Source organism: Xenophilus azovorans DSM 13620 (genome assembly GCF_000745855.1).
Taxonomy (GTDB): Bacteria; Pseudomonadota; Gammaproteobacteria; order Burkholderiales; family Burkholderiaceae_C; genus Xenophilus; species Xenophilus azovorans.
In genome coordinates, this window is the sequence record NZ_JQKD01000004.1 from 74496 (window position 1) to 87810 (window position 13315).

The following is a 13315-nucleotide window of genomic DNA, read 5'->3' on the forward strand; positions in this document are numbered from 1 at the left end:
GACCCACGATGAGCCGATCCAGCCCCTTCTACACCGCCGAGCACGAGGCCTTCCGGGCCGCCGTGCGGCGTTTCGTCGCGCGCGAAATCACGCCGAACGTCGAGACCTGGGAGAACCAGGCGAGCTTCCCGCGCGAGCTGTACCGACAGGCCGCCGAACTCGGGCTGCTGGGCCTGGGCTTTCCCGAGGCGTACGGCGGCAACGATGGCGACCTTTTCATGACCATCATCGCCGCCCAGGAGCTCGCACGCTGCGGCGGCGGCGGTGTGCTGGCCAGCCTGCTGTCGCACACCATCGGCTGCCCGCCGATCGTCAACGCCGGCAGCGAGGCGCTCAAACGCAAGGTGCTGCCACCGGTGATGCGGGGCGAGAAGATCAGCGCGCTGGGCATCACCGAGCCCTCGGGCGGCTCCGACGTCGCCAACCTGAAGACCACCGCCCGGCGCGACGGCGACCACTACGTCGTCAACGGTTCCAAGACCTTCATCACCTCGGGCATCCGCGCCGACTTCTACACCGTGGCCGTGCGCACCGGCGGCCAGGGTCCGGCCGGCGTGTCGCTGCTGCTCATCGAGAAGGGCATGCCGGGCTTCACTCAGACGCCGCTGTCCAAGATGGGCTGGCTGTGCTCGGACACCGCCACGCTGCACTTCGACAACGTGCGCGTGCCGGTGGACAACCTCGTGGGCACCGAGAACCAGGGTTTCAAGGCCATCATGCAGAACTTCAACCGCGAGCGCATCTTCCTGGCTGCGGGTGCGAACGGCTTCGCGCAGGTGTGCCTGGACGAAGCGCTGGCCTGGGCGAAGCAGCGCGAGATGTTCGGCGGCAAGCTGATCGACCAGCAGGTCACGCGCCACAAGCTGGCCGACATGGCGATGCGCATCGAAGCCACGCAGGCCATGCTCGAGACGCTGGCCTGGCGCGTCGAGCACGGCGACGCGCCGGTGGGCGAGATCTGCCTGCTGAAGAACCAGGCCACGCAGACCATGGCCTTCTGCGCCAACGAGGCGGTGCAGATGCACGGCGGCGCGGGCTTCATCCGCGGCGTGACGGTGGAGCGCATTTACCGCGAGGTGAAGGTCAACGCCATCGGCGGTGGGGCCGAGGAGGTGATGCGCGACCTGGCGGCGCGGCAGCTGGGGTTCCACGCATGAAGACCTCGCCAGCTGCCGAGCTCCCGCCGGCCGAGGGCCTGGTGCGGGCGCTGCGCCAGGCGTTGCGTGGTGCGCCCGCGGTGGCGCGCGAAGCCGGCTTTCCGCGCACCTGGTGGCGCCACCTGGGTGAGCAGGGCCTGCTGGGCCTGTCGTTCGATCTCGACGGGCGCGGCCCACGTGCCGACTGGCCCACCATCGCCCGGCTTGCCGGCGGCATGGCGCGCGAGACCGGCAGCCTCGGCCTCACGCTCGGCTGGATGCTCAACGAGATGCTGGGGCGCTGCGTCATCGGCGGCGCGGGGATCGAATCGGAACGGGTGCGCGCACTGCTGCGGCGCATGGCCGCCGGCCAGGCCATCGTGGGCCTGGCCGTCTCCGAGCCCGACGCCGGCGCGCACCCGAAACGCCTGCGCTGCAGCGCCCGCCGAGAACAGGACGCGCAGGGCGAGCGCTGGCTGCTCGACGGCAGCAAGTCGCACGTCAGCAATGGCCCGGCGGCCGATGTCTTCGTGGTGCTGGCGGTCACGGCGGATGACGGCCTGCGCAAGGCCTTCGACGCCTTCTTGGTCGAAGCCGGCACGCCGGGCCTTGCGCTTCAGCCTTCGGCTGGCGCCGGCTCTGGCCCGATCAGCGCACCCGCTGCCGCGGTGCTGGCGCCCTTGCAGCACGCCGGCCTGCAATTCGAAGCCTGCGCCGTGCCCGCCGGCTCCCGGCTCGGCCCGGGTGGCACCGCCTTCGACCGCATCGCCAGGCCCGTGCGCGTGGTCGAGGACGCGCTGCTCACGAGCGCGGTGGTCGGCGCGATGCGCGCCGAGCTTGACGCACTGGCGCGCTGGTTGCGCCCGACCCAGCCCGCGCCGGCACTGCTGCGCCGGCTGGGCGCGTTGCGGCTCGAGCTCGATGCCCTGCAGGCGGTGGCCGACCAGGCGGCCCGCCGCCTCGAAGCCGAAGGCCCGGGCACAGGCCTGGCGCAGTTCAACGCCGGCAGCCGGCGCCTGCTGGAACGCTGGCAGGCCGAGTTCGAATCTCTCGCCGCAACGCTCGACGATCTGGGCGACGCCATCGCGTCTCTGAGCCGCGACATCCGTTGCGTGCTGGGCATCGCCCGCAGCGTCGGCGAGACGCGCCAGCTCGAAGCCGGCCAACGCATGCTGCTCACAGAGGAGTCCGATGAAGTCCCTGCATGACACCCACTTCGCGAGCGTGGACGTGGTTTCGTCTCGCCTGGCGGACGCCGACTACATCGCCAGCCGGCAACTCGCCACTGCGGTCTACCTGGCCTTCAACCTCGAGAAGCCCGTGCTGGTCGAAGGCCCGGCCGGGGTCGGCAAGACCGAGCTGGCCAAGACCATGGCCGGCATCCTCGACGTGCCGCTGATTCGCATGCAGTGCTACGAGGGCCTGGACGAATCGAAGGCGCTGTACGAATGGAAGTACGGCAAGCAACTGCTGTACACGCAGCTGCTGAAGGACAAGCTGGCCGAGCTGATGCAGGGCGCAGTGGGGCTGGCGGCCTCGATCGAGAAGCTGCACGCGCACGACGACCTGTTCTTCTCCGAGCACTTCCTTGAGCCGCGGCCGCTGTACCAGGCGCTGCACCAGGAGCGCGGCTGCGTGCTGCTGATCGACGAGGTCGACAAGTCCGATCCCGAGTTCGAGGCCTTCCTGCTCGAGGTGCTGTCGGACTTCCAGGTCTCGGTGCCCGAGCTCGGCACCATCGCGGCCAAGGTCAAGCCGCTGGTCTTCCTCACCAGCAACAACACGCGAGAGATGAGCGATGCGCTCAAGCGCCGCTGCCTGCACCTGCACATCCCCTTCCCCGACGCCGCCATCGAGCGCCGCATCCTCGAGCGGCGGGTGCCGGGGCTGAGCAGCAAGCTCAACCGCGATCTCGTCGCCTTCGTGCAGGCGGTGCGCGAGCTGGAGCTGAAGAAGCAGCCCTCGGTCAGCGAGACGATCGACTGGGCCAGGACGCTGCTGCTGCTGAACTCCGAGCACCTGAGCCTGGACCTGGTGCGCGACACGCTCAACGTGTTCCTGAAGTTCGAGCAGGACATTGCCACCGCCGCCGAACAGTTGCCCACCTTGATGGACAAGGCGCGCAAGAACGCGGAGTTCCCTCATGCAAGCCACGCTTGAGGACTTCTTCAAGGCGCTGCGCGGCAGCGACCTCGACGTGAGCCTGAACGCGCAGATCGACGCAGCGCGCGCCACCGCGCTGGTGGGCTGGGGCGAGCGCGAGCTGCTCAAGTCGGCGCTGGGCGCGACGCTGGCCAAGACGCTGCCCGACCGCGCCATCTTCGACGAGACCTTCGATCGCTTCTTCCACTTCGATTCCTTCGGCACCACCGCCGCATCGGCTGGCCCGCCGGCCGTCGACGCCTCGCAGCCGCAGACGCAGACGCCGACACGCGAAAGCAGTGGCCAGGGCAGCGGTGGCCCCGGCGGCTGCCACGGCAGCGCCGGGCAGGCCTTGTCCCAGCTGCTGATGTCGGGCGACTCGGCGGCACTGTCGCGCCGCATGCAGCAGGCGGCGCGCGAGGTCGGCCTGACCGACATCTGGTTCTTCACCCAGAAGGGCCACTACACGCAGAAGATCCAGCAGGCCATGGGGCTGGAGCTGCTGGACCGCGAGATCAGCGAGGCGCGCCGCCAGACGCTGGCTCCCCAGCGCCACGCCGACCTGGAGCTGGCGCGCAAGCGGCTCTTCAACGAGGTGCGCAACTTCGTCGAGCGCAAGCTCGCGATGTACGGCACCGCGGCCACCCGCGAGCTGCACGACGAATTCCTGCAGTCGCAGAAGCTGTCCACCATCGATCGCCGCGACTTCGCGCGGATGCACGAGATCGTGCGCAAGATCGCGCGTCGGCTGGCGGAGCGCCACGCCCGGCGCAAGCGCCGCGAGCAGCGCGGCCAGCTCGACTTCCGCCGCACCATGCGCGCCAATGCGGCCTATGGCGGCGTGATGTTCGAGACCCACTGGCGCAGCACGCGCGTCGAGCGACCCAAGGTGGTGGCCATCTGCGACGTGAGCGGTTCGGTGCGCCAGTACGCGCGCTTCCTTCTGCTGTTCCTGTACAGCCTGGACGAGTTGCTGTCGGACGTGCAGTCCTACGCGTTCACGAACCACCTGGTCGACGTCAGCGCCACGTTCGAGTCGCTGTCGGTGGAGCAGGCCGTGGACAGGGTCATGCAGGCCGTGGGCGGCTCGGGCACCGACTACGGCCAGATGCTGCTCGACCTGGACGCGCAGCTGATGCACCGCATCGATCACCGCACGACCGTGCTCGTGCTCGGCGATGCGCGCAACAACCGCGGCCATCCGCGCAGCGAGATCATGAAGACGCTGCATGGCCGCGCGCGGCGCGTCATCTGGCTCAATCCCGAGCCGCGCTCGTTCTGGGGCCTGGGCGATTCGGAGATGAAGCGCTACGCGCCCTACTGCCACATCGCGCGCGAGTGCAACTCGCTGCGGCACCTGGAGCGCACTCTCGACGAGCTGCTTCGTTCGAACAGCGCGAGCGCCTGAAGGCCGTTGAGTCATGGTCCGCGCCGCCACCCAGCTCCATCCACCGCGCACGCCCGTCGCGCCGCGGCCGGCAGCCACGCTGATGTGGCTGCGCGACACGGCCTCCGGCCCCGAAGTACTGCTGACGCGGCGCTCGCCGAGCGCCAGCTTCCTGCCCGGCGTGTTCGTGTTCCCGGGTGGCCGCGTCGACGATGCCGATGCGGCGGTGGCCGACCTCGCAGGCGCGGCCGCAGCCGCGCTGCCCCACCTGCCCGCCGCGATGGCCGCGCTCCGCGAGAGCTTCGAGGAACTCGGCGTGCTGCATGCGCACGACGCGGATGGCCGCCCGCTGACCGCGCAGGATCTGGCCACGCTGGAGCGCCGGGAGCCGCTGTACCCGCAGCTGCGCACACGCGGCCTGCGCCTGGCCGCCGACGCGCTGCGCGTCGCCGTGCGCTGGACCACCGACCGCGACGTGCAGCCGCGCCGCTTCGACACGCTGTTCCTGATCGGCCGCATGCCCGAAGCCCAGACGCCGGTGGCCGACGACAGCGAGCAGTTCGAGCCGGTGTGGCTGCGCGCCACTGACGCGCTGGCGCACCACGAGGCGGGCACGCTGCCGATGATCTTCCCGACCCTGCGCACGCTGCGCTGGCTGGCGGGCTTTGCCAGCGTCGACGCCGCGCTGGCCGCCTGCGCCAGCAACCGGCCGCACTGGGAGTCGTGCCCGCGCGGTGCGCTCGTCGGCGGCAAGCCGCAGCGCTACATGGAGAGCGACCTGCCGTTCGGCGAGCTCGAACTCGTCTGCCCCGACGGGCAACTGCTGCATGTACTCGACTGGCAGAGCGAACGTCCGGTGCAGCTGCTGCGGCACCTGTGGCGCTTCACCGCGCCCAACCCGGGCGTGATGACGGGGCCGGGGACGAATGCGTACATCCTGGGCAGCGCGGCGGCAGGCTTCATTGTCATCGACCCCGGGCCCCCGGACGACGCCCACGTCACACGCCTGCTCGAATTCACCGGCGGCAAGGTGCAGACCATCGTCTGCACGCACTCGCACCCCGACCATTCGCCCGCCGCGCGGCCGCTGGCGCAGGCGTGCGAAGCCGCTACCGGGCACCGCCCGCCGATCCTCGGCCTGCCGTCGGAGGCCACGGCGCGTGCGCATTCCGAATTCACGCCCGACCGCGTGCTCGCCGATGGTGAACGCGTCGTGCTCGACGCCCCGGAGCAACGCGTCACGCTGCGCGCGGCGCACACGCCCGGCCATGCCGCCAACCACGTGTGCCTGGTGCTCGAGGAGGATGGGCTGCTGTTCTCCGGCGACCACGTGCTCAACGGCAGCACGACGGTGATCGACCCGCCCGACGGCAACATGGCCGCCTACATCGACTCGCTCGACCGGCTGCTGCGCGAATGCGCGCAGCACGACATCCGCTTCATCCTGCCGGCGCACGGCCACGTCGTCGGCTCGGCGCCGCAGGCCATCGCGTGGCTGAAGGCGCACCGGCTGGCGCGCGAGGCGAAGGTGCTCGCCGCGATGCGCCAGCGTCCCGACGGTGACCCGGAAGACTGGGTTCCGATCGCCTATGCCGACACGCCCAGGCAGCTCTGGCCGGTGGCCAAGCGCTCGCTGATCGCGCATGTCGAGCGCATCGAGGCGCTCGGACTCGCGCGCCCTTGACGTCCAAGTCACTCTCTGCAACAGGAACCCGACCTTGACCGATCAGCCCCCCCTTCCCCCCGCCGTCGTCGACGCCTTCTGGCAGCGCTGGGGCAGCAACACCTTCCTCAGCGCGCAGGGCCTGGAGCTGGAACTCGCCGGCGTGGGGCGTGCCGTCGTGCACCTGCGCAAGCCCACCGTGATGCAGCGCGGCGGCGGCGGCTCGGCCGACGTGATCAACGGCGGCGTCATCGCCTACATGTTCGACGCCGCGCTCGGCTGCGCCATCGCCTCGGCCAACCTGGCACGGCCCGAGATGCGCAGCATCGCGCCACACGAACTGCGCCAGTCGACCATCAACCTCGACATCACCTACGTCGATGCCGCCACCGGCCCGCGCTTCGAAGCCCATGGCCGGGTGGTGCGCTCGGGGCGCAGCGTGGCCTTTGCCGAAGGCGAGCTGCGCGACGGCCAGGGTCGCGTCTGCGCCACCGCCAAGGGCATCTGGCGCGTCATGTGGCCGCAACCGGACGGCGCCGGCCGCTGAAACGGCTGCGCACGCCCTCCAACAACCGCTCGCGAAAGGACCTATCGGCATGAGCAAGGACACCCTGCGCATCGGCTGCGCCTCCGGCTTCTGGGGCGACACCGAGTTTTCCGCTGCACAACTGGTCGAGCACGGCGACATTGACGTGCTGGTCTTCGACTACCTGGCCGAGATCACGATGTCTCTGCTGATCCGCGCCCGTGCGAAAGATCCGGCGCAGGGCTACGCGCCGGACTTCGTCGCCACCATGAAGCCCCTGATGAAGCAGTTGAAGGCGCGCGGCATCCAGGTGGTGGCCAATGCCGGCGGGGTGAACCCGTCGGCCTGCCGCGATGCGCTCGTCGCTGCGGCCGCGGCCGAGGGCGTGGACCTGAAGATCGCCGCCGTCCTCGGCGACGACCTGATGCCGCAAGTCGAGGCGCTGCGCGCGGCCGGCACGAAGGAGATGTTCTCCGGCGCAACTTTCCCCGCCAAGGTCATGAGCGCCAACGCCTACCTGGGCGCCTTCCCCATCGCCGCAGCGCTGTCCGCGGGCGCCGACATCGTGGTCACCGGACGCTGCGTGGACAGCGCGGTGACGCTGGCTCCGCTGATCGCGCGCTTCGGTTGGACCGCCGACGACCTGGACAAGCTGGCGCAAGGCAGCCTCGCCGGCCACCTGATCGAATGCGGCACGCAGGCCACCGGCGGCAACTACACCGATTGGGCCAGCGTGCCCGGCTGGGACGACATGGGCTTCCCGATCGCCGAGTGCAGCGCCGAAGGCGGCTTCGTCATCACCAAGCCGCCGGGCACCGGCGGGCTGGTGTGCCCCTCCACCGTGGGCGAGCAGATGCTCTACGAGATCGGCGACCCGCGCGCCTACATCCTGCCCGACGTGGTGTGCGACTTCACCGACGTCACGCTCACGCAGGTGGGGCCCGACCGCGTGGAAGTGCGCGGCGCGCGCGGGCTGCCGCCCACCGACCAGGCGAAGGTGAGCGTCACCTGTGCCGACGGCTTCCGCGCGATGAGCCTTTTCATGATCGGCGGCATCGACGCCGGCGCCAAGGCGCGCCGTGTCGGCGCTTCGATGCTGGCGCGCATGCGGCGCAAGTTCGCCGAGCGTGGCTGGCCCGACTTCACCGAGGCCTGCGTCGAAGCCATCGGCGCCGAGGATACCTACGGCCCTCATGGCCGAGTGTCCGCGCGCGAGGTGATGCTCAAGGTGGGCGTGCGCCACCCGTTGAAAGACGCGCTCGAGCTGTTCTCGCGCGAGGTCGCGCCGATGGCGCTGATGTCCGCGCCGGCGATCACCGGCTTCACCGGCGGGCGGCCGAAGGTGCAGCCCGTGGTGCGGCTCTTCTCCTGCCTCGTGCCGAAAGCGAAGCTCGCGGTGAGCATCGACATGGGTGCGCAGAAGGTCGCCGCGCCCGCGCTGGCCGGGGTGCCCTTCGACGCCGCGGCGCTGCGGGCGGTGGATGGCCCGCTGCCCGCCGCCGATGCCTTCGCCCGCGGCGCACGCAGCGTGCCGCTGGTGCAGCTGGCCTGGGGCCGCAGCGGCGACAAGGGCGACGCCGCCAACATCGGCATCATCGCCCGCAAGCCCGAATACCTGCCCTTCATCCGTGCCGCCATCACCGAGCAGGCAGTGGCGCGCTGGTTCGCGCACCTCGTGCACGGCGAGGTGCGCCGCTACGATCTGCCGGGCACGCATGCGCTCAACTTCACGCTGCAGGAAGCACTGGGCGGCGGCGGCATCGCCTCGGTGCGCATGGATCCGCAGGGCAAGGCCTATGCGCAGATGCTGCTCGACCATCCGGTGGAGATCCCCGCCGAACTTGCTCTCTGACCCCACCCGCCCTGCCCCGAAACCCCAAGGAGTGATCCATGAACGCCCCGACCACGCCGACCGGCCGCACCACCGCCTCCTCGATCATCCAGTCGCGCATCCGCGACATTCAGGAGGCCGCGCGCGGCGTCACCAAGCAATACCCTCGCAGCTACATCCTGCAGTGCATCAAGGAAGACCGCTTCCCCGACGAGCTGTGGCGCGAGCTGGGCAAGTTCGGTCTTCTCGGGCTGTCGATCCCGGAGGAGCACGGCGGCTCCGGCGGCGGCGTGCTCGAAATCACCGCGCTCAATGAGGCGCTGGCGCTGGCCGGCGTGCCGACGCTGTTCCTCGTCGTCACCGGCCTGGCGCGGGTGCCGATCGTGCGCCACGGCACCCAGGAGCAGATCGCCCGGTACGTGACGCCCACCTGCACCGGCGAGAAGAAGATGTGCTTCGCCATCACCGAGCCCAACGCCGGCACCAACAGCTTCGCCATGTCCACGCTGGCCACCCGCAACGCCGACGGCGGCTGGACGCTCAACGGCCAGAAGGTCTTCATCTCCGGCGCGCGCGATGCCGACTACATGCAGGTGGTGGCGCGCACCTCCAAGGTCGGCGAGGTGGCGCACCGCACCGACGGCATGTCGCTGTTCGTGCTGGACATGAAGACGCCGGGCATCAAGCTGCAGCAGCTCAACATCCAGGTCGAGACCGCCGAGCGCCAGTACATGGTGTTCTTCGACAACGTGCAGCTGCCCGCCGACGCGGTGATCGGCGAGCCCGGCAAGGGAGCCAAGCTGATGTTCGAGGGCCTGAACTCGGAGCGGCTGCTGGCCGCCGGCGCGGCGCTTGGCCTGGGGGACTACGCGCTCAGCAAGGCGGTGGCGTACTCGAAGGACCGCAAGCCCTTCGGCAAGCCCATCGGCAGCTACCAGTCGCTGCAGCACCGCATGGCCCTGGCCAAGGCCGAACTCGAAGCCGCGCGGCTGATGACCTACGACGCCGCCGACCGCTTCGACAACGGCGAGGACGCCGGCGCGCAGGCCAACATGGCCAAGCTGCTGGCCTCGCGCGCCGCGGTGGCGGCCATCGAGGCCACGCTGCAGGTGCACGGGGGCTACGGCTTCGACCGCGACTACGACGTGGTGACGCTGTGGCCGATGACGCGCCTGCTCGAGATCGCGCCCATCAACAACGAGATGCTGATGAACTACATCGGCGAGCACGTGCTCGGCCTGCCCAAGTCGTACTGAGTGGCCGTGCCGAAACATCGAGCCGAGCGGGCTGGGCAGGCGCAGGCATCCGCGCCGCTGGGCATCTCCGAGGCCTGCAGGCGCGTCGGCATCACGCTGCGCGCCATCCGGCACTACGAATCGCTGGGGTTGGTGCTGCCGCAGCGAATGGGCGGTGCGCGTGTGTATGGCGCGGCCGAGCTTCGGACGCTGGAACTGCTGCAACGCTTCCAGGCCCTGGGGTTCTCTTTGCAGGAGTGCCGCATCGGACTGCATGGGTTGGGTCAGCCGACGTCCGGCCCACCCACCGATCCCGGAACCGGGCTGCAAGCCTTCGTCGATTCGTTGCAGCACCGCCGCGACGCGGTTGGTTCGATGCTTGCGGAGCTGCGTGTCATCCGCGATGCCGCATCGGCAGCGCTGGCGGCAGGAGAACGGTGTTGAGCGAGGGGCCGCGCATGGAGCAGCACCTCCTGGTTGCCGGCGGTCGCAGCCTGGCGGCGACCGCCTGGGGCCGGATCGACAGTGAAGCGCCGGTGATCGTCATGATGCACGGGGGCCTGGACTGCACGAGCACCTGGAAGGACCTGCCCGAGGCCATTGCCCGGACGAGCGGTCTGGCCGTGCTGTCCTACGACCGCTGGGGCTACGGCGGCTCGGAGGCCTACGTCGGTCGGCGCGAACGCTCCTATCGCTTCGAGGAGTCGGGGCCTGTGTTTGCCGAGGTGCTGCGCCACTTCGGCATTCGGCACAGCGTGGTCTTCGGCCACAGCGATGGCGGCGCCATGGGCCTGCTCGCCGCCGCCGCCCACCCTGACGCGGTGCGCGGCGTTTGCGCCTGCTCGCCCACCGTGGCGCTGGACCTGCCGATGGTGCGGGCCATGGCCTCGGCGCGCCAAGCCTTCGAGCACGGCGGCCTGCGGGAGAAACTCGTTCGCCACCATGGCGACAAGACCGATGCGATGTTCTGGGCCTGGTACGAGCCCTGGGCCGACGAAGCCGCGATCGCGTGGTCCATGGCAAAACAGGTGGCCGAAGTGCGCTGCCCGGTGGCCGCGCTGTTCGGTCAGGATGACGACTACGGCTGGCGTGCGAGCGCGCGGCTGCTGGTGGACCACGGCCGCATGCCGCTGGAGTTGACGGCAATCCCTGCGGTCGGCCACGATCCGCAGCACCGGGCTCGCGCCGAAGTGCTGGCGGCGCTGGCCCGCGTCGCTAGCGCGGCGGGCATCGCCATCGAGCGCTGATGCCTCGCGGACCTGCGGTCCGTCAGACGGCGCGCGGCACGTCACCCGCCAGCGTGATGCGGTGCATCACGCGGCGGAACCCGTGGTAGTCGTTGATCGGGTAATGCTGCGTGCTGCGGTTGTCCCATAGGGCCAGCGTGCCGGGCGCCCAGCGCACGCGGCAGGTGAACTCCTCCTTGCGCTGGTGCTCGTGCAGGAAGCGCAGCAGCGGCGCGCTTTCCTCCTCGGTCAGGCCAGCGAACTGCACAGTGTGCGCCACGTTCATGTACAGCGCGCGGCGTCCCGTCTCGGGGTGCAGCCGCACCGCCGGATGTTCGGCGTCGTAGACGCGGCGTTCGCTGCGGCCGGCTTCGGCAATACGGTCCTCGCGCGTGCGCGAGGTGTCGGCCTTGGCCGAGCTGTTGACGCAGCGCAGACCGGCCAGCAGCCGTTGCATGCCCTCGGACAGAGCTTCGTAGGCCGCCGTCTGGCTGGCGAAGAGGGTGTCGCCACCGTGTGGCGGCACCTCGCGCGCGAGCAACAGCGTGGCCATCGGCGGCTGTTCCAGGTAGGCGGTGTCGCTGTGCCAGACGCCGCCGAAGTTGACACGCTCGTGCTCGAGCTTCTTCACTTCGATGATGGTTGGCCAACCGTCGAGGCCCTTGACGAAGGGATACTCCACCGGCGTGCCGATGGTGGCGGCGAAGGCCATGAACTCGTCGCTGCTCAGCATCTGGCCGGGCAGCACGATCACGCCGTGCTCGAGCCACACGCGCCGCAGCTCGACCGTCTGCGCCGCTGCAAGGGGCCGGCGCAGATCGAGCCCGGTCACCTCGGCGCCGATGGCTCCGGCCAGGCGCCTGATCTCCATCGCGGATTTCCCCATCGTCGCTTCGCCTCCAGAGCTCAGTATCGGCGTTCTACAGATCCGTTGCCCGCCCGCCCAGCAGCTGGCGCGCGATGGTGCGCCGCTGGATCTCGGCCGTGCCGTCGGGGATGCGCATCACACGCGCGAAGCGCCAGCCCTCCTCGATGCGCAGCTCGTTGGTCAAGCCCATCGCGCCATGCACCTGGATGCTGCGATCCATCACGCGACCGAGCATCTCGGTGGCGAAGGCCTTGACCATGCTCACCTGCGCGGTGGCCGCTTCGCCTCGGTCGATGCGCCAGGCGCAGTTCTGGATCATCGACTTGGCGGCGTAGATGTCCATCGCGCTGTCGGCCAGCATGAACTGGATCGCCTGATGCTCGGCGATGGGAACGCCCTGCGTCTTGCGCACCTTGGCGTACGCGAGCGCCTGGTCCAGCGCCCAGCGCGCCAGCCCCAGGCAGGTGGCTGCCATGCCGATACGGCCGGCGTTCACGCCGTCCATCGCCACCGCCAGGCCGCGGCCCACGGCGCCCAGCCGGTGGTCGTCGGGCACCCGCACGCCGTCGAGCACCACGACGCCGGTGTCACCGCCCAGATGGCCCATGGTGTTGATCAGGCGCGGCACCGAGAAGCCAGGCGTCTTCGTGTCGATGAAAAACCCGGTCACGCCACCTTGGTGGCGGGCCGCAGCCTCGGGGTCGGTCAGCGCGAAGATCATCGCGTGGTCGGCGTAAGGCGAGTTGGTGATCCACTGCTTGGTGCCGCTCAGCACCCAGTGGTCGCCGTCGCGCACGGCGCGCGTCTTCATTGCGAACACGTCGGAGCCGGCATCGGGTTCGCTCAGGCCGAAGCACAGCGTCTTGTCGCCGCTGGCGATGCCCTCGCGATAGCGCGCGAAGGCGGCCGGCGTCAGCTGCCGCAGCACCGGCGACAGGCCATTGGTGAAGGGCGATGGCAGCACCACGGTCTGGATCAGCGGCCGGCCGGGTCCGAAGCGGTGGTTCAGCACCTCCTGGATGTGCGCCATCGCCTGCGCCCCCAACCCCGCACCGCCCAGCGCCTCGGCACCGAACAGGTTGTAGTAGCCCAGTTCCGCCGAGCGCATGCGGATGCGACGTCGCAACGCCAGCAGCTCGGGCACGAAGCGGCCATCGGGCTGAAACAGCGTGCGTTCGTTGGCGAGCACCGTGCGGTGCTCGTCCTCCAGTGGCAGCACTTCGCGCTCGACGAAGCGCAGCACGGCCTCGCCGATGGCCCGGGTGTCGGCGTCGACTTCGAAGTCCATGACCGTAAGCTCG

The 13315-nt window shown here is 70.0% G+C and carries 12 protein-coding genes; 10 read left to right on the forward strand and 2 right to left on the reverse strand.

Going from position 1 to position 13315, the window contains the following annotated elements; all coding sequences use genetic code 11:
• The first annotated feature begins 8 nt into the window (after window positions 1-8).
• Genes Q392_RS01770 through Q392_RS01815 form a run of 10 tightly spaced genes read left to right on the forward strand, consistent with a single transcriptional unit; the run spans window position 9 to window position 11167 of the window.
• Window positions 9-1157: an acyl-CoA dehydrogenase family protein gene (locus tag Q392_RS01770; RefSeq protein ID WP_038200678.1), complete on the forward strand. Its 1149-nt coding sequence runs from the start codon at window positions 9-11 to the stop codon at window positions 1155-1157.
• Complete coding sequence (locus Q392_RS31145; RefSeq protein ID WP_051952686.1) at window positions 1154-2344, forward strand: acyl-CoA dehydrogenase family protein; 1191 nt, start codon at window positions 1154-1156, stop codon at window positions 2342-2344. The genes Q392_RS01770 and Q392_RS31145 overlap by 4 nt, the downstream gene beginning before the upstream one ends.
• Complete coding sequence (locus Q392_RS01780; protein WP_137949714.1) at window positions 2328-3296, forward strand: AAA family ATPase; 969 nt, start codon at window positions 2328-2330, stop codon at window positions 3294-3296. Before Q392_RS31145 ends, Q392_RS01780 begins: the two co-directional genes overlap by 17 nt.
• Window positions 3280-4686 (forward strand): vWA domain-containing protein, encoded by a 1407-nt coding sequence (locus tag Q392_RS01785; protein WP_038200679.1) that lies wholly within the window; start codon window positions 3280-3282, stop codon window positions 4684-4686. The genes Q392_RS01780 and Q392_RS01785 overlap by 17 nt, the downstream gene beginning before the upstream one ends.
• Window positions 4687-4699: 13 nt before the next feature.
• Window positions 4700-6349: an MBL fold metallo-hydrolase gene (locus tag Q392_RS01790; protein WP_038200680.1), complete on the forward strand. Its 1650-nt coding sequence runs from the start codon at window positions 4700-4702 to the stop codon at window positions 6347-6349.
• Between the two features lie 34 nt (window positions 6350-6383).
• Entirely contained in the window at window positions 6384-6875 is a 492-nt protein-coding gene (locus Q392_RS01795) for a PaaI family thioesterase (protein WP_038200686.1), read from the forward strand.
• Window positions 6876-6924: 49 nt separating this feature from the next.
• On the forward strand, window positions 6925-8706 hold the full coding sequence (locus Q392_RS01800) for an acyclic terpene utilization AtuA family protein (protein WP_038200687.1): 1782 nt from the start codon (window positions 6925-6927) through the stop codon (window positions 8704-8706).
• A 38-nt stretch (window positions 8707-8744) separates the two neighbouring features.
• Window positions 8745-9941 (forward strand): acyl-CoA dehydrogenase family protein, encoded by a 1197-nt coding sequence (locus Q392_RS01805; protein ID WP_051952688.1) that lies wholly within the window; start codon window positions 8745-8747, stop codon window positions 9939-9941.
• The gene (locus Q392_RS31150; RefSeq protein ID WP_057595079.1) at window positions 9942-10364 is read left to right on the forward strand and encodes a MerR family transcriptional regulator; all 423 of its coding nucleotides are present in this window, start codon (window positions 9942-9944) and stop codon (window positions 10362-10364) included.
• A gap of 14 nt (window positions 10365-10378) precedes the next feature.
• Window positions 10379-11167 (forward strand): alpha/beta fold hydrolase, encoded by a 789-nt coding sequence (locus Q392_RS01815; protein ID WP_038200688.1) that lies wholly within the window; start codon window positions 10379-10381, stop codon window positions 11165-11167.
• A 22-nt stretch (window positions 11168-11189) separates the two neighbouring features.
• Here Q392_RS01815 and Q392_RS01820 read toward each other — a convergent pair whose 3' ends face one another.
• Both Q392_RS01820 and Q392_RS01825 read right to left on the reverse strand, forming a co-directional pair.
• Complete coding sequence (locus Q392_RS01820; protein WP_239656135.1) at window positions 11190-12017, reverse strand: TauD/TfdA dioxygenase family protein; 828 nt, start codon at window positions 12015-12017, stop codon at window positions 11190-11192.
• Window positions 12018-12066: 49 nt separating this feature from the next.
• Complete coding sequence (locus Q392_RS01825) at window positions 12067-13302, reverse strand: acyl-CoA dehydrogenase family protein (protein WP_038200690.1); 1236 nt, start codon at window positions 13300-13302, stop codon at window positions 12067-12069.
• Between the last annotated feature and the right edge of the window lie 13 nt (window positions 13303-13315).

Bases quoted from the DNA above. Each gene is read 5' to 3' on its own strand.
- Q392_RS01770 (WP_038200678.1), top strand. From the start codon at position 9: ATGAGCCGATCCAGCCCCTTCTACACCGCCGAGCACGAGGCCTTCCGG.
- Q392_RS31145 (WP_051952686.1), top strand. From the start codon at position 1,154: ATGAAGACCTCGCCAGCTGCCGAGCTCCCGCCGGCCGAGGGCCTGGTG.
- Q392_RS01780 (WP_137949714.1), top strand. From the start codon at position 2,328: ATGAAGTCCCTGCATGACACCCACTTCGCGAGCGTGGACGTGGTTTCG.
- Q392_RS01785 (WP_038200679.1), top strand. From the start codon at position 3,280: ATGCAAGCCACGCTTGAGGACTTCTTCAAGGCGCTGCGCGGCAGCGAC.
- Q392_RS01790 (WP_038200680.1), top strand. From the start codon at position 4,700: ATGGTCCGCGCCGCCACCCAGCTCCATCCACCGCGCACGCCCGTCGCG.
- Q392_RS01800 (WP_038200687.1), top strand. From the start codon at position 6,925: ATGAGCAAGGACACCCTGCGCATCGGCTGCGCCTCCGGCTTCTGGGGC.
- Q392_RS01805 (WP_051952688.1), top strand. From the start codon at position 8,745: ATGAACGCCCCGACCACGCCGACCGGCCGCACCACCGCCTCCTCGATC.
- Q392_RS01815 (WP_038200688.1), top strand. From the start codon at position 10,379: ATGGAGCAGCACCTCCTGGTTGCCGGCGGTCGCAGCCTGGCGGCGACC.
- Q392_RS01820 (WP_239656135.1), bottom strand. From the start codon at position 12,017: ATGGAGATCAGGCGCCTGGCCGGAGCCATCGGCGCCGAGGTGACCGGG.
- Q392_RS01825 (WP_038200690.1), bottom strand. From the start codon at position 13,302: ATGGACTTCGAAGTCGACGCCGACACCCGGGCCATCGGCGAGGCCGTG.